Origin of the sequence: Mucilaginibacter sp. Bleaf8, from assembly GCF_018390515.1 — a bacterium.
Taxonomy (GTDB): Bacteria; Bacteroidota; Bacteroidia; order Sphingobacteriales; family Sphingobacteriaceae; genus Mucilaginibacter.
In genome coordinates this window covers 321,288-342,027 of record NZ_JAHBBK010000003.1, presented here as the reverse complement: position 1 = coordinate 342,027, position 20,740 = coordinate 321,288, and the positions used below count along the sequence as shown (strand labels likewise).

The following is a 20,740-nucleotide window of genomic DNA, read 5'->3' as shown; positions in this document are numbered from 1 at the left end:
ACAATGAAAAAACTTTTATTTCTTTTTATGGCCATATTGGCAATAGTTGGCTGTAAAAAATCAGAAAAAGAACTGGTTTTTGGCGATAAGCCGGAAGTGCGTATGCAGCAGGATATCAATGAAGTAAACACCCTGCTTGCATCATCTTCCAACGGATGGATAGCAAACTTATCTACCTCGGCGGGTGGCGGCTTTGGTTTTTACATGAGCTTTGATCGCCCAAATGAAAACGTAGTAATGTACTCTGACATTACCAGCGAAAGTTCGGCCAAGGTCAAAACTTCAACTTACCGGGTGAAAGCTAATATTGGTGCGGAGTTGATATTTGATACCTACAATTATATCTCCATGTTGTCTGATCCAGATCCAAGTACATTAGGCGGAGTGCAAGGTAAAGGATATAGCAGCGATTCGGAATTTTTATTTGATCATAGCACGCCTGACAGTATTGTATTTATCGGCAAAAAATACCGCCAATATCTCCGGATGGTTAAAGCTACCGCCGCTCAAAAAGATGCCTATTCGAACGGTGGTTACAAAACAGCTATCGATAAATTAAATGCTTATATAACTGCCAACAATTTTCCTTATTTTGAATTAGCATCCAGCAATACAACTTTAAAAGTTGGCGTAAATGTAAACATAAGCAATGCCATTAATGGTGGCAGAACATTGGATTTTACGGGAGTGACTAACGGTGGTGAGGTTGCATCTGGAACGGCCAAATTTGCTTATTCCTTAAACGGTATAACCCTTACCGATGGTGGTGTTTTATATCAAGGTACAAGATTTGTGAGGATCGACTGGAAAGATGCCAATACCTTAGTGGTTTATGATAATGCAGGAAAAGAGTATGTCGTTAAAAACTCAGTACAGCCTTTAGTACCTATCAACCTAATGTGGGGTGCTAAATACTCCGGTATGGTATCACCTTTCAAAACTATCTTTCCGGGTACTAGTCAGAAAGGAGCTGATATTTTAAACTATTTCCACAACAATTTAAATAATCCAAGTATACTGGGCTATGCTTTCAATTCCGGCAAAATCAATTTGAACTGGGATCTGGTTAACAAAAGATTATCTTTCGTTGGTTTTTCCAGTCAAAATGGAGGTTCAAGCGGTTGGGAAACTACAATTGTTTATACCTATACGGTAGATGGAAACGGCAACTATAAATTTACCAAGTACTCCGGTCCATCAGGAGGTTATGTCTCTAAAATTATGGTTCCAATGGATACCTTCTTGTTAAACAATACGATTAGGTTTGACTACTATACTGAAAACGGTCAGCTTTATGCTAAGATGGCCAGTGTAGAGGACCCAACAACTGTGATGACGTTTAACTTTAAATAAATAAAAAAAGCCCGTCAAGTTTGACGGGCTTTTTTGTACCATCAAGCAAATCAACAGCGACCATGATTACAAAGCTAATCAGGTAAATAGCACTGCTGGGCTGCAATCTGCATCAGGGCCCTTATGATTGAGGTATTCATGAATTTATGAGTATATCCGGCCAGATAGCTGATCCTAGTAAGTGATATACCCGCTCTTCGACCAGATATCCCCGTAACATATTCGGCAAATGACCTGAACCGCTCGCGTAGTTCCTCGTCTGATAGCTCGAAGATAGATTTAGAATGCAGGTTATCTGGGCCGGGTACGCGTATAGTTAAGTTAACCTCTTCATACAAATACAGTTCATTTAAATTATAGCCTGTTGTTTAATGATATATAGCTGGCACCGGGTTGCCCCTAGCCTGTGTTAATTGATGGAAGCTTATACCGCATATTACTTATCTATGTACCTGCTATCTCCGCTGACTTTGTGCGCCATAACCATTGCATAGATCTGCGTAGCCTTGATGCTGGAATGCTCATCATTTTAGCGACATTTTCAATAGGAATGCCGTTGGTAAAAATGACGTTGGTAGCAAACGCATGCTTGGCAATATAGATTAAAAGCGGCTCAGGGACTGTGCACATCCGCAATCTTTCAGATATGCAGCTGTCTATATACCTGTTTAAAGCACGCAAGTACATCTTCTTTGTATCATAGCTATTCCCAACTTAAAAATCCCAGCCTAAGGGCTTGCACACCTACCGGTGATGTTTCGAGTCTTTACCTGTTAACGTTAAAGCGGAGGTAGATCGCTACCGGGCCGCTTTGCTAATTTGATCTTTTGTTTAAGTAGAAAAGCAAATTCAGTTGAGTTCTCATTACACATCATCCTTTAAAAGTGAAACAAAAGTGTTAATTATGCCACTTACAGTCAAGATGTTTAATAGGTGAACGACTTGTAAAACAATAAGTTACAAGTGTTTTGGTGAGCATTTCTGCTGGCCCCGAAAGTCGCTCACCATATGCTAACTTTTTCTTAAAGAATTGTTAGATATAATGGCAAATCGGGCCAATAAAAAAGCCTGTAAACTTTTAATTTACAGGCTTTTAGTCGTTTTTGACATTGCTTTTAGCGGAATGGACGGGACTCGAACCCGCGACCCCATGCGTGACAGGCATGTATTCTAACCAGCTGAACTACCACTCCTCCCGTTTGGGAATGCAAATATACACACTTATTTCAAGAGTACAATATAAATTTTCACTTTAATAAAATCTAATTGTTCATGGAAACCAAAGTCTCCACACTGCAGCCCTTTGAACGGTGCCTGCGCCTAAGGCAAGTTTACGGATGCTCCTTACTAATAATCTAAACGCGATGCTACAGTGATCATTATGTACCAGACGTTTATCCGCTTATAAGAAGAGTAATTTTACCTCCAAAGGCTCAAACTTCAGTAATCATGGATCAGCGCTGCAGTAGCTGAAGTCAAAAATCTACATAAGGGATGAAATAGAACCTAACCAATTTGATACAATCTGGATTGCATTAAAGCCGGAATAATAAGTCATAGAGAAAGATTATTTTTAAGGAAGAAATTAAAAAATTTATTATTTGGAAAAATCGATTTAATTTATAGTTTTGAGTTTCAATTAAATAAACGTTATCATGAAAAAGAAATTACAAGCAGTTAAGCAAAAAATGTCATTAAATGTTGGTCAATCATTAAGCCAAGATGATTTGAAATTCATTACTGGTGGAACCGCGTTATTAGACGGTTCTGGTACCTCAAGTACAAGTGGTACTGCATGCTGTGACAGCACCTGTGTTTGTAAACAAACACCTGAAGTGGAATAACTTGCAATTTCTTGTCTGAAAGGGCTGTCTCATCAAACTGAGTACAGCCTTTTCTTTTAAAGATTGGCTGTAATCTTTACCCAGATTTTTAAGGGCGTTAAACTAACACGAAGTTTACGCTAAACCTTACTACAATCATTCTAAATTATAATGGCGCTGATTCAAGATTGGAAAACAGTCACCGTTCGCTTTGAAGATCCATGTTTTTGGACTAAAAGGATACAAACCTCGCATTTTACCGATGAAACCGACTTTGAGAAGTATTTAAAGCAATTACATGAAAAGGCGCCCTCTCCCGAAGAGATCGTCTTTTTAACTGAAATCCTCCAATACAACCATCATTTGAGTGAAGAGTTTATCAAGAAACAAACAGGGCATTTTGCCTCGGTTTTAGAATGCTCTTTACTTTCCATTTCCGGCATATTAGGTGACATTTATAACGATTTTCACAAGGAATTAGAAATTGTTCTTAATGTAAATGCAACCGAAGCCGGTTCATCAGTTCGTCTGGCTATCCAAAAGGAAATCTTCAAAATTCTCCGGCCAGTTGCCTCCTATGAATATTTTGTTTATTTAGAAGCCTATGGCTTAGAAAACAAACAAGAATCGCTATTGCAATTTGTATTGGAAGCCTCGAATTCGAATGAATGGATAGAATACTTGTTCGAGGCGTATCCTGTCCTGCTATCTGTTCTTTTCAAATTCCGTAGCTTTTTTGAGGCTAATTTAAATATACTTTGCAGCAGGTTGAAGTCAGACTGGAAGGAAATTAAGCAAGAATTCGACTTGCAGGGAATCAAAGCATTGACTGACATTAACTTATTTTTGGGAGATCCACATAAAGGATGGCAGACTACGGCGAGTTTTTCAATCCTTGATGAAAACAATGAGCCTCAAACTATCTACTATAAGCCGAAAAATCTCACAGGAGACGCCTTTATAAATAACATTAGCTCTTTTCTGCAAAATTTAGGCCTCCCTAAAAGTTTTGAACTGCCAGCAACAATTGTTAAACAAAATTATGCCTGGCAAAAAGGAGTAGCGTACCAACCGGCGATGAGCCGCACTGCTGTAGCAAAATTCTTTTTCAGGCAGGGCATCAATCTGGCACTTGCTTATGTGCTGAATATACAGGACCTGATCGCCGATAACATTCTTGTAAACGGAGACTTCCCTGTTTTTTTCGATCTTGAAATGCTAATGCTACCCACCGTAAAAAATGGAAATGATTATAAAACCAGCTCCTCGGGAGGAAGAGAGTATTTAGAAAGTATCATCAAGACCGGATTGGTTCCATCTTTGGGATTCGAAACTGTGAATAATAAAGGGTTCAGCAACAGCGGTCTGAGTAAAGTTTCCGGTAACACTTATACCGTCTATGAAAACAGAAATAACGCGTCAACCCTAAAACCTATCAAGGTAATTTCAGCTGATAACAACCTGCCAAAATATGAAAACAAAACCTATGAGGTTAAGGATCATTATCATGAGCTTGTAGAAGGATTTAATACCGCGTGGGAATTAATGGTTAAGCACCAATCGCAGATCGTTGCATTTTTAAAAGAGCAACAGCTGTTATTAGCTGATGTTCAATGTCGTATCCTGATCCGTTTTACACACGTCTATACCAGCATGTTGAACGAGTCTTACTATCCGTCCTACATGGGTAACTACTACGAATACAATAAGCTCTTTGAACTTGTATGGCGGGGTTACGACGGATTTTATGTTACCGAGCAAATCCTGCAAAGCGAGATAAAGCAGCTAAGCAACAATGAGGTCCCTTACTTTTACTCCAATCCCGTTTCAAAAAGTCTGATGGATGCTGACGGTAATATTTTAGCGGAAGATTTTTTTGCCTCCACCGGGCTGGAATCATGTATACGTAAGGTCCAGAATTTAAATACAGACACACAGCGACAGCAATTAAATATTTTAAAACGTGCGCTGTATATCTATGGTAACGTTTCGGATCCGGTCGACTATAGCACTTCAGTAAAGAAATCGGAAACCATCCGGGACGATTTACCCCTTAGTATCGGTGAGTTCTTAATGCATTTAAACAGATCTCCCGCTGAAGAACCTTATTTTTCTTATATCGATTTTACTTTAACAAAAGATGATCTTTGGGATCAAGGCATTCAGGGGCCTGATCTTTTCCAGGGCATCGGAGGCTTGGGAATATTTTTTGCCGCACTTTACAAGCAATATAAGGATGACCGATACCTTGCTGCCGCTACAAAAATTTTCGATCAGTCTGTTGAGTATTTTATCAGTAACAGGGACTTTTTACTGGATAGCCCTTTAAATAAAATCGGTGTAGTTAGTTTTCCGATTAGTATTGTCTATGCCGGACTTACTTCAAACGAAATTCTTCTTGATGATCGTTTTTCAATTACTGAAGCTACTCTTGATTCCATCATCGATTTTTTATCAAGAAAAATTTCCTCGGATAAGTTCTTTGATTATTTATCCGGCGTAACCGGCCCATTACTGATATTTTTAAAAATGTATGAGCAGCGAAAAGATGCAAGTATATACCAAATCATTAGAGCACTTGCAGATCATCTTGCTAATGGCAGCCATGAGGTTGGCCCTGACATGATTTCTTGGAAAAAGCCATTTTTTGACCAGTGGGGCGGTTTTGCGCACGGTAACTCTTCAGCTTCATATGCTTTGTTTAAAGCAGCTGCCCTGTTACAGGACAGCCGCTATCACGATTGCGCAATAAAGGCCTTAAATTACGATCAGAGTCTCTTTGACCCTAAAAAGCAGATTTGGAGAAAATCAAGAGATTTTGAAGGTGATATTCATCACTCGTGGGGAAATGGTTCTGCGGGAATTGGCTTAAGCCGCAAATTGATTAGCAATTATTACGTGAACGACTTCTTGCTTCAGGAGATCGAAATTGCAAAAATCAATATTGACAAATATTTGCCCATGATGATTTCAAATGATCATTCTATAGGCTCTGGCTTTTTAGGAATGCTCGAATTGAGAAAGTTTATAGATCCATCCTTCGATCATCAACTACTGTTGCAGAAGTTCATGCAGGAAATCGACGTTATTAAAAAACTAAAGTGCGGAGGATGGAGCGAAAACCCTCTTGTTACAGGCCTTTTTTATGGCTTAGCTGGAATTGGATATAATATCATGAAACTTACATCCAATGAATCCTTGCCGTCGCTCTTATGGATCTAAATTCATCAGCATACCGAAACATGAAAGATTATTTCTTCCAGACTACAGCATATATTAAAAAGAAAGGATTTGACTCTTATTCGAAAACTACTGATGATATCTTTAAATTTTATCAGGAGAAATATCCCGAATTATCCGAGAGCTACAAAAGAAACAGAATTTTATCAACCGATCAATTAGCTAAAATCCGCGATCATATTCACGATGACGAAGTAAGGAACATGGTTGGGAATCATTCCTTCGAATCCTATATAGCTGCATTTATTCATGCTATGTCAGAAGATTACGGACCGGCAGAATATTATTTTAACAACAGCATAGCCCTTCTTGATAATTCCTTTGCATCTAAAGTAAATCATGTTTTTATTTTATTACAACTGGCCCAGCTATATGAAAGGCAGGAAAAGATAACGCTTGCTTTTAAAACACTAAAAGCGGTTTATGTACATATTTATACGGACCCGGATCTGATTGAAGCAATTAACAATTTCTATGCATCCTGCTGTACTTCGATAGGATTACTTCTTTACCGTTGGCAAAAAATGCCCTGCCTGGCGGGAATGATGTTTTTCAAAGCGGTTAAATTAAGGCTTAATTACCGGGATAAATACCCTTCCATGATCTTGGAAAATTATTTATCAACCGTTTATCGGTATTTCTCCGAATGCTACTTATTGAAGAAATCCGATAAATATATTACACTTAAAATTGCTTATGCAATGCGGCTTGAGTTAGTTACAAATACCTCAGATGAATTTACAAAAAGCGAATTTTTGCATTTGTGCAGCGATTTTTTATTATTTCTTATCAATCACAAATATCCTTCAAAATACATCAATAAAATTCAACGATCCGTGTGGAAAATAGTTGCTTCATTGGATCATAGCACCGCCTTACAGAACTGTAGAAAAATAGCTAGAACAGCTCTTATGCTTGCAAAATATTATTATATCGAAGATCAGTTTGATACATTCTTCAGGTGGTATGCCCTTGCAAAAAATACAAAACGAAAATATCAATTGCCTTTAGAAGAGCACTTCCTGCAAAGTGAAGAGATCTACGAGTTAATCAAGGCTTAATACGAAGAAAAAATGCGCATTTAAATGCAGTTGATTAAAAAGAGCTTTCCTATTTACAGACAACTAGATCAGATGGACTGCGGCCCTACTTGTCTTCGTATGATAGCAAGCTATTACGGCAAACATTATAAACTTGATTCTTTAAGAAAAGAATCTCTTTATTCAAGAGAAGGCGTTTCTTTAACGGGGATCCGTCGTGCCGCTGAGAAAATAGGCTTTAATACAAATGCTGTCCGATTGAGCTTCCAAGAGCTACTTACCTTGGCTCCGCTGCCTTGTATACTGCATTGGAACCAAAACCACTTTATCGTAATACCACCACAAGACCTAAATGCAGATATTAAAAAGATTCAAATCGCGGACCCAGCTCGAGGTTTATTAAAGATTGAGCGTGAAGCCTTTCAAAAAGCCTGGATTAATTCTTCCGATGAACGTGGCGTTGCCATGTTACTTGAGCCAGACGATGCCTTTTTTTCTTACCAAGACGAGAAGGCTTCAGATTGGAGCATGAGATTTTTATTAAACTATTTAAGGCCTTACAGAAAAAGCGTCCTTCAACTGGTTCTCGGAATGTTCTTGGCAAGTCTTTTTTCATTGGTACTGCCTTTTTTAACGCAACATCTCGTCGACTACGGAATTAATTCAAAAAATGTCAACTTTGTATACTTGATATTAATATCTCAGCTCACCATTTTTATTGGCAGTATGGCGATTGAGGTTATCAGGGGCTGGCTTCTACTTTATATCACGGGCCGGATAAACATTACCATAATATCTGACTTTCTAATCAAATTGTTGAAGCTGCCCATCAGCTATTTTGATTCAAAGATGGTTGGTGATATTAACCAGAGGATTTCCGACCATCAAAAAATTGAACGGTTTTTAAGCATTTCTACACTCAATTCACTTTTTGCGGTATTAAACCTTTTCGTATTCTCAGCCGTACTTCTTACCTACGGTTGGCTTATTTTTACTGTTTTCAGCATAGGATCTTCCATTTCTGTTTTCCTGATGCTTTACTTTCAAAGGAAGCGGAAGGATCTGGACTACGAGCGCTTTCTGCAAAGTGCTGACAGTCAGAATAAGTTATTTGAAATTATTACCGGTATACAGGAAATTAAACTCAATGGCGGAGAAATAGCGCATCGCCTAAACTGGGAACGAATACAGAGCAGGTTGTTTAATATAAAAACCAGGGCACTCGTGGTAAGTCAGTATCAAACTATCGGGTCCGGATTTTTCAATCAACTTAAGAATATTATTATTGCGTACATTTCTGCCAGAGAGGTCATTGACGGGCAGATGTCGCTTGGAATGATGTTAAGTGTCACTTATATTATCGGACAAACCATTTCACCTATTGACCAATTGCTTTCTTTTTTTCAAAATTATCAGGATGCTCAAGTTAGCATAGAGCGCTTGGGCGAAATCCATCAGGAAGAGAATGAAGAAAAACAAGGACTTATTACCCCCCAACACGAGCTGGATAAGATGTCCGATTTTTTGCAGGTCGCGGATAAGGCAACAGGATCAAAAGGCCATGATTCATCTCCTGCATTGAGTTTAAAAAATGTTTCTTTCGGCTATAATGGCAGTACAGGACATATGGTACTGGAAGATATCAATCTTGATATTCCTTTTGGTAAAACAACAGCAATTGTTGGCGCAAGCGGCAGTGGAAAAACAACACTTGTAAAATTACTTTTAAAGTTTTACGAACCCAACGTCGGAACTATTTTATTGGGGAATGCTTCACTTAGTCAGATTTCACCAAAATGGTGGTGGCAGCATTGCGGTGTTGTTATGTCTGACGGCTATATATTTTCAGGTACAATTGAAGAGAATATAGCTATTACCGAACCTATTGATCCGACCCGGTTGCAGAAAGCTATTGAGTTAGCAAATATTCAAGACTTTATCCGGGAGCTACCGCTTGGCGTTAACACCAAAATAGGCCAGGTAGGCAATGGTATAAGTTCGGGGCAACGTCAGCGGATTATGATTGCCCGCGCAATTTACAGGGAACCGGAATTCTTATTTTTGGATGAGGCAACCAGCACGTTAGATGCTAATAATGAGAAAGTGATCGTTAACAACTTAACCAATTTCACAAAAGGTCGTACAGTCATAGTGGTAGCTCACAGATTAAGCACAGTGCGAAACGCGGATCAGATTATTGTTTTAAAGAATGGGAAAATTGTTGAAGCGGGCGATCACCAAACTTTGACAGGAAAAAAGGGGGAATACTATACATTAGTGAAGAATCAGCTAGAACTAGGCAAATAAGAATCACATGATTCCAAACGAGGACAGTACCCACAGCACGGAAATTACAACTATCATGCGGCAAAAACCTGGCTGGGTTATCGGCAATGGTATGTTGTTAGTCGCCGGTGTGTTTGTTGTGCTTACCATAATAGCAGGTGTAATAAAAGTTCCTGTTATCGTTCGGCCGGTTGCTACAACTATAAAAGCAAACACCCCTTATCATTATATAATTGAGGTACAGCTACCGGCACATGAAAATTATACGGGAGTTAGAACCGTTCTTCTTTCCGTATCCGGTATCGAAATGAAAGGATTTTTACTTCATCCAACTTTTCAGTCGCATACTAATCAGTCCAGGTTTATACAAATCAGAATAGAGAAACCCCATGCAACTCCTGAACTGTATAGCAAACTTTTACAGCCGGAGAGTAGCAAACAAATGCAGTTGACGATTAACTATGAAAGTCTTCTACGCCGTCTGATTTTATAGGTAGTTAAAGCCTGTTTTTTTCATCCTCATTGCTTCTCTCATTGTCCTTCGTTTGGAATGCTTTTCCAATTTTAAAGTTGTAGACTAATGAGAAAACCAGTAAGCGGGTTTGGAACTTCTGATAACGCTTAATGACATCATTATTATAGTAACTTGCTAAACGAGGGTTGTTCTTTTCCAAAAGGTCATAAATGTTTGCTCCAACGATAAGCTTCTTTTTCAGTAAGCGTTGCCTAATTCCGATGCTAATATTTGAATATTCGCCTGTGATAGTATTGCCATAAATTGTGTGCGGCGTGTAGAACCCTGACACACTAACCGTAGTTAAGGGACTTACTTTGAAAAGATGATTAGACTGCAACCTGTAAGTACTTTTATCAATGTTAAATTGAGGCGCTTCTATTTCCACATGTTGTAGTAATAAAGTATTATTTGTCGTCCACCATTTTTCTATCTGTATGGGTATTGAAAAATTCGCATTAAACAGCTTAGTGCTTCCGAGATTGCTTCTGATAATAGTTGTGATATTTGAGTTACTATCGGTTTCCAAAACCTGGTTGATTTGGTTTTTAATTGAATTATAGCTTATACTCAGGGCGTACTTCTGATTTAATGTATAACCCAGGTCTACTACATCAATATAAGAAGGCTTTAGATTAGGGTTACCCGAAATAATTGTATAATTATCAATAAAGTAACTAAAGGGGTTCAGTGCTGAATAAGAGGGCCTGGTAATTCTGCGATTGTAGGATAAAGAGGCTATATTTTTACCTTTCTTATCCAATTTGCGACCTAGATATAAGTAAGGAAAAAGGTTCAGATAACGCCGTATATTATCAACGCTTGCCGTTGTTTGAGACAATAGCCCTTCAACATAACTATTTTCCAACCGTAAGCCCGCTTTGTAATCAAAAAGAACAAATTTGCCCGCGGTTTGTAAAAATGCTGCCGCTATTTTTTCTCTGTAGCGGTACTCGAATGAACGGTTGTTGTCTACTTGAAAAGCATTGTTGGTGAATATATTGTAGGTATTATCTGTGTTGATAGCTGTAGTGGTAAACTTACCTCCCATAATCAACTCCTGACCAGATTTGAATTTTTTATTAAACTTCAGCTCGCCAGTCCATATACTTGAAAGGCTTGGGAAAACGAAATTATAAAGTGTATCCTGCAGCTGCTGATGCAGATAATTATAAGTAGTACTGTTTGACTCGCTAATTGCGTCATTCTTATTTCTCGTATAGTCAACCACCACTGACAATTTTGAATTTAAGGTATCTGTTTTCCAATCGTAATTCATACCAATGTTGTTATACGATAGATTGGATTGGTTGGGAAACTGGCCTTCTGAAGTGATATTATCGAAAGAGTTAGGAAAATTAATAAAAGTAGAACTGATCATCTGCTCTCTCGAGTTACTATAATTACCATTGTAGTTCAAGCCTACGCTATGTTTTTTTGAAATGTCATAACTAACCGAAATGTCTGCGCTATTGCTTAAATAATGACCAATCCTATTTGTAGTAGTATTTTGCTGACTTCCATCTCTTAACTTCCGTTCCTCAGTCATTTCCAAAAAGTCTTTCTGATTGTTGTAGCTGTAATGAGCTGATAACAATAAGCCATTTCTTTTAAAGTTAATGCCCATATTAGGATTGAATGCCGGATACTTTCCCAATCCAAAGGATTGCGTATAGCCTATAGAACCGGACCACCCCAATTGAGCTGTTGTCTTTAGCACGACATTAATAATGCCTCCTGTACCTTCTGCATCATATTCTGCGGACGGATGTGCGATGATTTCAATGGATTTAATATCAGAAGATTTCAAACTGCCTAAATAACCTGCTAAGCCGCCCCCGCTTAATTGCAAAGGCCTTCCATTAATGTAAATCCTGGCTCCTGGTACGCCATTAATTGAAATAGATGAATTAAAGACAGAAACGCCGGGCGCAAGCTGAAGTATATTAAATATATTTTGCCCGATGGCGTTGGGGTTGTCTTCAACATTCATAACAATCTTATCCTGTTGCCGGTAAATGAGATCTTTACTTGCGGTAATGTTAACTGCCTTTAGACCAACAGCTCTTTTATTTAAACGAAATAACATTGGAGCGCTGGTTGTATTGAAGTCAATATTTTTTTGAAGAGTATCAAAAGTCACGTGGCTGATCTGCAGCAGGAAACTGCCTTTTAGGGTATCCGTATAAAAGGAAAAGTGTCCATTATCATTTGTGGTGCGGATTAGTAATGGTCGGGAAAATTGTTTACCCCGAAAAACCTTAACTTCTGCAAATACAACAGGATGATTATTACTATCCTTAACCGTACCTTCGAATAATTTCTGTTGTGCTGAAGCATACAATGCGAATGAAACGAGAAAAATGCTTATCAAAAACGAGACTTCTAAATATTTCTTCATCACCAAAACAAATAATCTATATCAACGAAAATAAATCTTTTCCTAACTAATAAAGCGAATTATTACCATCTTTCGAATATTCAAACCTTGTAATCAGTGGTTTGTAGCTAAAAATGAATTTTCTACGTTGCTGCTTGCTCCATTAGTAAGTGAAAAGTGTCATAGTAGAATTTATTTAACCATTCCGACTTCTTCAATAAAAAATTTGACATGGTATAATCACAAAGGAAATTTAACATTTTAGTTAAAAAGCTTCATGCTCGTACTTATCTGCTTGCTGGAAAAGACAATGATCTTTGATTACTGATCTTTGATTACAAGAAAGCATAGAACAGAAGTATTCTTTTGTCCATAATTGAAATAAGTTTTGAAACAGATGCCTGGCTTGGGTTAATGTATCTCAACAGCCATTATTCAGAGATCTTTCAGATTTATGGTAAAACAGGCAATAATGAAGTTTGTGCCTCTGCTTGCTGCAGGAATTGCAGGCTACATATTTATTGAAGGAGGGTTAATATTAACCCAACCTGTCAAGAAAAAGCTGCTTCACCTTTTACTTTTAATCCTTCTTCATAATTGTACCGAATGCTATAGTTGTAGACGAAATGCCCACCTTGACGGACACGGCGCTGACCTGGTCGATAGGTTTCAGCGTGCGGTTTGCAGATCTTACCGGTGGAGGTTTCCGATCTTTGCCCATTAACGTTGAAGCGGAGGTAGATCGCTACCGGGCCGCTTTGGTAATTTGATCTTTTCTTTAAGTAGAAAAGTAAATTTAGTTGAGCTCTCATTACACATCATCCTTTAAAGTGAAACAAAAGTGTTAATTATGCCACTTACAGTCAAGATGTTTAATTAATGAACAAATTGTAATACAGGCTATTAAAATCGACGTGGTGAGCATTTCGGTTGACCCAGGAAGATGCTCACCATATGCTAACTTTTTATGGAGAATAGTTAGATATAATGGCAATTGGAGCCAAATAAAAAAGCCTGTAATGTTTAATTTACAGGCTTTTAGTCATTTTTGACTTTGCTTTTAGCGGAATGGACGGCTCCGTAACCCTGTCCATTTATATGCTGTTATTCAGTATTTTACCAATCTTCAACTACTGTGCTCCCGAATTTTTTCTGAGCAAGGACAATAGCATTCAATATCAAATGATACTGACAAAAATAAGAAAAACTGACAAATAGCAGCCAATTGTAATCATGATTAAAACATAGAGAGACATTATGAGTTGGTGTAATAGGCGGCCACGCTATTGAACTCACCATACCTTATTCATCACTTAAGCAACCAAAAGCGCTAGCCGGGTAAACTGTCAGGGCCGGGGCGCAACCGCTGAAAGCGGACAACCCGCGCCACGCTTGTATAGCCTTGACTTTTTATCCCTGCGGTGGGCTATCTTTGCGTTATTGTTGAATAAGATAAATTGAATTTTATCGGAATTATTTATGTTTAGAATAGACCATAGGATATTCACCTGGCAATATTCTATTGCACTTCCACTTCAACCGTTACGATCTTGTTTACCATATAAGTTCTCCGATCTTTATCATGCTGCATGGGCTGTGTATTTCCATTACTATCCGTTGCTCTTGACATTAACTTACGCCGCTGTTGTCCCGTCGGAACCTGCCAGTTATATTCCCAAAGCCGCCATGCGAACCTAACGGACTTGCCTAATAACTTTGCCGATTGCCAGGTTATACCTTCATCGAAGCTTACCTCAACTTTTGCTACTTCATTTTCTCCGCACCAGGCAGCACCATGCACCCTGTATTTTTTTCCAGCGGGCACCACCTCACTTAGAGCCGGTCTGGCAATCTCCGCTTTTACCTGTACCTCGGTCACAGCGGTCAGTGTCGGCTGGTCATCAGTGCGTTTCCAGTAAGCATATTCCAGGGTTTGCCAATAACCTTCAAACGGTTTATCCACTGCTACTATCTTGGTAAGCCATTTTACGGAAGCCATACCATACCAGCCCGGAATGATAGCCCTTACCGGGTACCCATGCTCCGGGCTAAGCTCTTTTCCATTCATTTGATAGGCAATGACCACCTCCGCCTGCATCGCTTTAGTAAGTGGTAAACTTCTGGCAAAGTGGATAGCGCCGGGAGACTTGGGTTCTTCCGAGACTTCACCTTTGTCTGCGCCTTCCAAAATGATCTCTACTGTTCCCGGCTTTACCCCGGCCTTTTCTAATAATACAGAAAGTGGTACGCCGGTCCATTCTGCGTTTCCGACGGCACCCTGTTCCCACAATAAGCCTTTCACCTTTGGAGCCAGGTTGGCTCGCCCGTTTCCGGCACATTCCAATGTTGCCATCACTTTTTTAGCAGGCAATGCACGTAACTCATCATAGGTTAGTGTAATCTCTTTATTAACATGCCCTCCGATCGTCATTTTCCACTCTTTTGCCTGCAATTTCGGAATGGGAAAATGAGTTCGAATGAAGAATTGGTTATTTGGCGTGATTGCGCTTGATAGCATCGGAAAAGGAAATTCAAAATTGACCGGTTCTTTTTCTCTGATGATCAAGCCCGGGAATGATGGTTCAGCTGCGTTATTTGTGTTTTTTGCTAAAGCGATACCCGGAATGAATGCGGTTGCCATGACAGGAAACGTTCCCTTCAGGAAAGCACGTCTTCCATTGCCGTTCGGTTCACTGTTTTGCCCTTTGTCCATAATTGATCAATTTTGATTTGAGTGATAAGTAGTTAAGGTTTGGTATTACATTTTGTTTGCGGCAATAGGCTCAAGGGTTACCAATAATTCAGCCTCTTAATTGCTTAAATTATATGCATAACGCAGGCACGAACACTAATAAGAAAAGATAAATCCCCTTGACATGGTATATCATGTAGAGATGATTGCGTTAACTTTATCAATATTTTATCGCTTAAATCCCCTGTGTCTTTCCTTATCTTCATCCTTTGATACTTCGTTATTGTACATAACTGGTTGAAATGTTAGTTTTCCTTCTTCCGGCTCTGAAAAAGCATTGGCATTTTGTAACTGATATTGCATTTCATCCATGTTTGCACCAGTAATTGTCGCACTGAATTGCTGGGCGCGGGATAACATACGAATATAGGCGGATGGTATTTGCTGGCGTGTTAATTTACGTAGCGCTCCCATATAATCTTCCCTGTAAACAGTTGGTATAATGATCCTGGTTTGTCCCGCCTTTACCAATTCTGCATTCATCATCACCCGAGCCAGTCGGCCGTTGCCGTCCAGAAATGGATGGACTTCACTGATCATAAACATCATGAAGGCTGCTTTTGCAAAAGGATCGTTCAAATTCCTATAAAAGTCAAAACCTTTTGTCAACGTTCCTTTTACTAAGCTTTGGTCAACGAAAAAAGTATCGCCTGCTCGGTTATTCTTATCTTTAAATTCTCCCGGCTTCTTTGATAAACGGGCACTAAGTAAAATCTTATGGCGATACTGCAGAACATGCAGCAACTGTTCTGCAGTTTGCGGGATAATTGACATTTCTTGATAGTTGCTCAACAACTTATAGGTACCCAAAATATCATGCGAATCCTCGTCGCGGGCTGGCAGTGGTGTTTCTGTCTGAATGATTTTCTTCGCTTCGCCAATTTCAAATTCTGTCCCTTCTATGTAGTTTGAAAAGTAAGCCTCGAAAAATGCAAAATTCCGAAAGGTATAACTTGATGAATTTTCCTCAGGTAAAGATGGAAATTCATCCTGCTGTAACTCTACAAAAAGTTTTTCAAAAAGTGATACTCTATTCGGGTCATAAGGATGCCCGAATGTGCGGGCAATAGCTATGGGCGATGATAAAATGTTGGCATGGCCAGTTGCCAGTAAAGCGCTGATCAGCTTATTCATTTTATTAAACTCCTTTACCATCCCTATTCTGCCCGAAATCTCCCTTGCTTTGTCTCTTAGTTCATTCAACCCAGCCTCACCTTTTACCCTTGCTATCTTTTCCAATCGTTCTTCCAGTTCAGGTATGGTTAAAGTTTTTGATTCAGGTCCGGGTTTTCGGGAATCCTGAAAATTTTCGAGAAACGCCCGTGCCTGTTGCGAAACATATAAACCTAGAGTGAGCGGGTTGTCGCCATCAATATAATGAGGCCCGTCCATAATATTTAAGGTTACTCCTGGAACTTTTGACTTTCGCTTATAGCTGTAAGTCAAAAAAATATCACCGGTATTGGTTGGTTTAAACTCCAGTGCCGAACGGTGACTTAGTATTATTCCCGGATATAAATGGCCGATAATGGAAAACAGGTTTCTTTTGACAATTTCTTCCGGAGAGTCAGTAAAATTCGGTGTATAAACGCGGGGGAGCAACTTACGAAGTTTCTTTTCTTTTACCAATTGGCCGATCTGCCTGCTTAGGCCCGGTTCACTGCTTGAAAAAATAATTTCCTGTAAATGCAATGGCAAACTCTTATCCATAATCAAAATGCTGCAAAAATTTCACCCTAAACTAATGAAACAACCCCTAAAAAGCAAAAATTTCACCCTAAATGGCGTTTTTTGACAAAAATCTCACCCTAAATAAATTTTTATAGTATGTCTATCTATGCGTATAATGAAATAGAGACTTCAAAATTAATAGACTTCTTCTCGCTGGCCGCCATGCAATTGAACTCACCATTCCTTATTCATCGCTTAAGCAACCAACCGCGCGAGCCGGTTAAAATGTCAAGGCCGTGGCGCATCCGCTGAAAGCGGACAACCCGAGCCACGCTTGTATAGCCTTGACTTTTTATCCCGGCGGCGGGATATCTTTGCGGATAGGGGTGAAAAAGGGACCATTCTCCATCCTTTATCTAAATGACGGTTTTTAATTAATACTCAGGCCATTAGTATATTACAGTATTAATATATATCTTTGTTCATCTTAAAACGGAAATGATGTCTTCCGTTTAAAATAACCGCCTCGTGCTGATGACGTCTACAAATATTGCACAAGACCATGCAGGTTTTGCGCGTAAAATTATTTGTAGGTGAAAAGATCAGCGTCTCTCTTTTACATTATTAAGCAAAATTCTGCCGGTTTAGGTTGCTACCTGGTGCCATTATTCCTTTTTGGGCTAAGCCTTGGTAAAGCGGAGAGCTTCATCCTCATCAATTCTTTTTCAGGTGGCGGACACAATAAATTACTTCAGCTCTTAACAGAAATCAGCGGGGGCATGATACTGTCAGCTATTTTCGTACTGATCTTTGCGCGTACCCGGCCCGTGGGGACCATTTTGGCTGTTGCGATCCTTTTTATTGCCTGGTGTGTCTGTATCACATTGATAAATCTTAAATATCTTAATATATGAAAATCAAACAATTTAAAGCGAGAGAAATCTTGGATTCGCGTGGCAACCCTACAGTGGAGGCTGAGATTGAACTCGAAAACGGGGCAAAAGCAAGGGGAATATCACCATCAGGCGCCAGTACCGGAGAAAAGGAAGCGGTTGAACTGCGTGATGGCGACGCTAAACGCTATAACGGGAAAGGTGTCGAAAAGGCCGTCGCTCAAATGAATGGCGAGGTTGCAGAAGTTATGTCGGCCACGGAGTTTGTTGACCAGAAAACATTTGACGAGTTGCTTATTAAGTTGGATGGTACTGAAAATAAATCACGATTAGGAGCCAATGCAATTTTGGCCGCCTCTATTGCTTTTGCGCGTGTACAGTCTGTTTCAAAAAACATCCCTCTATATCGTCAGCTGATCGAAAGAGATATTTATACAATGCCTGTTCCGTGCATGAATGTTATCAACGGCGGCAGACATGCTGATAATAATATCGATTTCCAGGAATTCATGATCGCTCCGCACAATGCGCCGTCCTTTAAGGAAAGCATCCGTATGGGGGAAGAAGTATTTCATAGCTTGCGCAGCCTCCTTAAAAGCAAAGGTTACTATACCGGTGTAGGTGATGAAGGCGGTTTCGCCCCAAATTTAAAATCTAACGAAGAAGCAATGGAGGTGATACTGGAAGCTATTCAGAAAGCGGGGTACAAACCGGGCGCGGATATCTCAATTTGCCTTGACCCCGCCACCAGCGAGATGTGGCAAAACGGTAAATACCTGTTTTATAAAAGCGATCAGCGTCAGATCACTACCGAAGAATTGGTTATGTTGTGGGATAGGTGGATCAAGCAGTATCCAATTGTATTATTAGAAGATGGACTGGGCGAGAATGACTGGAAGGGCTGGAAACAAATGACAGCTGCTTTAGGTAATATAGTTGAACTGGTGGGTGACGATATCTTCTGCACTAATCCTGCCATCATCACCGAAGGGATCAAGGAGGGTATTGGTAACAGTGTGTTGATCAAATTAAATCAGATCGGCACCATTACGGAAACGCTGGAAGCTGTGAAACTGGCACAGGCAAATAATTATAACTGCTTCATCTCTCACAGGAGCGGTGAAACCGAAGATACAACCATCGCAGATCTCGTAGTAGCTACTAACGCGGGGCACATCAAAACCGGTAGCGGGTGCCGTTCCGAGCGGATCGCTAAATTCAATCAGTTACTACGTATAGAAGAAGAATTAGGCGCTAAAGCGTCGTTCGCTGGAATAGAAACTTTTAAAATATGATCGGAAAATGGACGACAATACGATAAACCTGAAAGAACATTACGCCATCCTAAAACAGCTCTTTAAATGGACGGTGCTGGTAATCCCTATAGCGCTGATGGTCGGCAGTATGATCGCTTTCTTTTTATGGCTTTTGGGCGCCGCCATTCATTTTCGCTTCGCGCATTTTTGGCTGCTCTTCCTGTTGCCATTAGCCGGGATACTTATTCATTTCATATATCAATCGGTAGGTAAATCCTCTGAAAAAGGAAATAATCTGATCATGGAACAGATCCATGAAGCGGGTGGAGGTGTACCTAAACGCATGGCCCCTATTATTCTGATCACCACAGTTATCACTCATTTATTTGGTGGCTCAGCCGGACGTGAGGGTACTGCGGTGCAGATAGGCGGCAGTATCGCTTCTATGTTTGGTAGCTGGTTCAAATTGAAAGGCCCCGATATGCGTATGATATTAACCGCCGGTATGGCAGCAGGTTTCGGCGCTGTCTTTGGCACCCCTGTTACTGGTGCTATATTCGCGATGGAAGTGCTCACTATCGGTAAGATACAATATGACGCATTAATTCCTGCCTTGATCGCTGCTGTTGTCGGCGATATGACCGTATCCGCCTGGCATGTTACCCATGTGCATTACCACATCGACACCCTACCGGCCTATGCGCCGCTTATAGTGTCCGATCTGTTTCATTTTGATCTGTTGTTGTTATTAAAGGTTATCCTGGCATCCGCGGCATTTGGACTGGCAAGTTATCTTTTTGCCGGCATGGTGCATGAGATCAAGACTATCTGCGTTAAACTTTTTAAGCATAAATGGATGATCCCGGTATTTGGCGGCCTGCTTATCATCGGCCTTTATTTTATTAACGGCAAGCCTGATTATTTAGGTTTAGGTATTGATGCGGAGCATCCTGGGGCAGTAACTATCCCCTCAGCTTTCCACAACGGCGGCTCGGATACCTGGAGCTGGCTCTGGAAAACCATCTACACCACCGTAACTTTAGGCACCGGGTTTAAGGGAGGTGAAGTTACCCCGCTATTTTATATTGGGGCAACATTAGGAAATACATTATCGATAGTGTTAAATGCCCCTGTAAGCCTTTTTGCCGCATTGGGATTTATCGCAGTGTTTGCCGGTGCTACAAATACACCACTTGCCTGTACTTTTATGGGTATCGAGCTTTTTGGTGGTGAACATGCGCTACTATTTGCCGTAGCTTGTTTTACCGCATATATCTTTAGTGGGCATTCAGGCATCTACAGTGCGCAGCGCATTGCTGTTCCTAAAATATCCGATGATCACTATGCCCATGAGGCTACGCTTTCAGAAGCTATGACGCGAAGAGGCTATTTACACCGGAAATTAAGCAAATACCGGATCTCTTTTAAAAAAGAAAAATCATGAGTAAAGCGGCGATAGTTGAACAGGCTTTTGGAAAACTACAGATACGTGCAGCCAAAGGAAAAGTACGGCCGGAAGGGCTTTTACACCA

Annotated in this window: 14 protein-coding genes, 1 tRNA gene and 1 riboswitch; of the genes, 10 read left to right on the top strand and 5 right to left on the bottom strand. The window is 40.0% G+C overall.

Annotated elements, in window-relative coordinates; all coding sequences use genetic code 11:
- Window positions 1–3 precede the first annotated feature (3 nt).
- A complete protein-coding gene (locus KHS38_RS15065; RefSeq protein WP_213489374.1) occupies window positions 4–1,353 on the top strand; it encodes a DUF4302 domain-containing protein in 1,350 nt (449 codons plus the stop codon).
- 74 nt (window positions 1,354–1,427) lie between these two features.
- Here the strand turns inward: KHS38_RS15065 and KHS38_RS15060 are convergent, their stop codons facing one another.
- Together KHS38_RS15060 and KHS38_RS15055 are read right to left on the bottom strand one after the other, a co-directional pair.
- Complete coding sequence (locus KHS38_RS15060) at window positions 1,428–1,691, bottom strand: hypothetical protein (protein WP_213489373.1); 264 nt, start codon at window positions 1,689–1,691, stop codon at window positions 1,428–1,430.
- 781 nt (window positions 1,692–2,472) lie between these two features.
- Window positions 2,473–2,546, bottom strand: a tRNA-Asp gene (locus KHS38_RS15055).
- A 462-nt stretch (window positions 2,547–3,008) separates the two neighbouring features.
- On the opposite strand from KHS38_RS15055, the gene KHS38_RS15050 reads away from it, so the two are divergent.
- From KHS38_RS15050 to KHS38_RS15030, 5 genes are all read left to right on the top strand, one after another.
- Window positions 3,009–3,197 carry a hypothetical protein gene (locus KHS38_RS15050; RefSeq protein ID WP_213489372.1) on the top strand — a complete coding sequence of 63 codons (189 nt, stop codon included), beginning with the start codon at window positions 3,009–3,011 and terminating at the stop codon, window positions 3,195–3,197.
- A gap of 150 nt (window positions 3,198–3,347) precedes the next feature.
- Window positions 3,348–6,398 carry a type 2 lanthipeptide synthetase LanM family protein gene (locus KHS38_RS15045; RefSeq protein ID WP_213489371.1) on the top strand — a complete coding sequence of 1,017 codons (3,051 nt, stop codon included), beginning with the start codon at window positions 3,348–3,350 and terminating at the stop codon, window positions 6,396–6,398.
- A 20-nt stretch (window positions 6,399–6,418) separates the two neighbouring features.
- Window positions 6,419–7,477: a hypothetical protein gene (locus tag KHS38_RS15040; RefSeq protein WP_213489370.1), complete on the top strand. Its 1,059-nt coding sequence runs from the start codon at window positions 6,419–6,421 to the stop codon at window positions 7,475–7,477.
- A gap of 24 nt (window positions 7,478–7,501) precedes the next feature.
- Complete coding sequence (locus KHS38_RS15035; RefSeq protein ID WP_213489369.1) at window positions 7,502–9,763, top strand: peptidase domain-containing ABC transporter; 2,262 nt, start codon at window positions 7,502–7,504, stop codon at window positions 9,761–9,763.
- 7 nt (window positions 9,764–9,770) lie between these two features.
- A complete protein-coding gene (locus tag KHS38_RS15030; RefSeq protein ID WP_213489368.1) occupies window positions 9,771–10,235 on the top strand; it encodes a hypothetical protein in 465 nt (154 codons plus the stop codon).
- A gap of 4 nt (window positions 10,236–10,239) precedes the next feature.
- On the opposite strand, the gene KHS38_RS15025 is transcribed toward KHS38_RS15030, so the two are convergent.
- Window positions 10,240–12,657, bottom strand: a complete 2,418-nt coding sequence (locus KHS38_RS15025; protein WP_213489367.1) for an outer membrane beta-barrel protein — start codon at window positions 12,655–12,657, stop codon at window positions 10,240–10,242.
- A 605-nt stretch (window positions 12,658–13,262) separates the two neighbouring features.
- Here KHS38_RS15025 and KHS38_RS22545 point away from each other — a divergent pair.
- Window positions 13,263–13,406 carry a hypothetical protein gene (locus tag KHS38_RS22545; RefSeq protein WP_213489366.1) on the top strand — a complete coding sequence of 48 codons (144 nt, stop codon included), beginning with the start codon at window positions 13,263–13,265 and terminating at the stop codon, window positions 13,404–13,406.
- Window positions 13,407–14,155: 749 nt separating this feature from the next.
- Here KHS38_RS22545 and KHS38_RS15015 read toward each other — a convergent pair.
- Both KHS38_RS15015 and KHS38_RS15010 read right to left on the bottom strand, forming a co-directional pair.
- The gene (locus KHS38_RS15015; RefSeq protein WP_158829697.1) at window positions 14,156–15,349 is read right to left on the bottom strand and encodes a sulfite oxidase; all 1,194 of its coding nucleotides are present in this window, start codon (window positions 15,347–15,349) and stop codon (window positions 14,156–14,158) included.
- Window positions 15,350–15,556: 207 nt separating this feature from the next.
- Window positions 15,557–17,098, bottom strand: coding sequence for a Fic family protein (locus tag KHS38_RS15010; protein ID WP_158829699.1), 1,542 nt, complete (start codon window positions 17,096–17,098; stop codon window positions 15,557–15,559).
- Between the two features lie 117 nt (window positions 17,099–17,215).
- On the opposite strand from KHS38_RS15010, the gene KHS38_RS15005 reads away from it, so the two are divergent.
- The 3 genes from KHS38_RS15005 (at window position 17,216) to KHS38_RS14995 (ending at window position 20,652) form a co-directional block, all read left to right on the top strand.
- Window positions 17,216–17,371: a hypothetical protein gene (locus tag KHS38_RS15005; RefSeq protein WP_158829701.1), complete on the top strand. Its 156-nt coding sequence runs from the start codon at window positions 17,216–17,218 to the stop codon at window positions 17,369–17,371.
- A 173-nt stretch (window positions 17,372–17,544) separates the two neighbouring features.
- A riboswitch (Fluoride riboswitch) is annotated at window positions 17,545–17,610 on the top strand.
- A gap of 359 nt (window positions 17,611–17,969) precedes the next feature.
- Window positions 17,970–19,247 carry a phosphopyruvate hydratase gene (gene eno, locus KHS38_RS15000; protein ID WP_158829703.1) on the top strand — a complete coding sequence of 426 codons (1,278 nt, stop codon included), beginning with the start codon at window positions 17,970–17,972 and terminating at the stop codon, window positions 19,245–19,247.
- A 7-nt stretch (window positions 19,248–19,254) separates the two neighbouring features.
- Window positions 19,255–20,652 (top strand): voltage-gated chloride channel family protein, encoded by a 1,398-nt coding sequence (locus tag KHS38_RS14995; protein WP_158829705.1) that lies wholly within the window; start codon window positions 19,255–19,257, stop codon window positions 20,650–20,652.
- Window positions 20,653–20,740 lie beyond the last annotated feature (88 nt).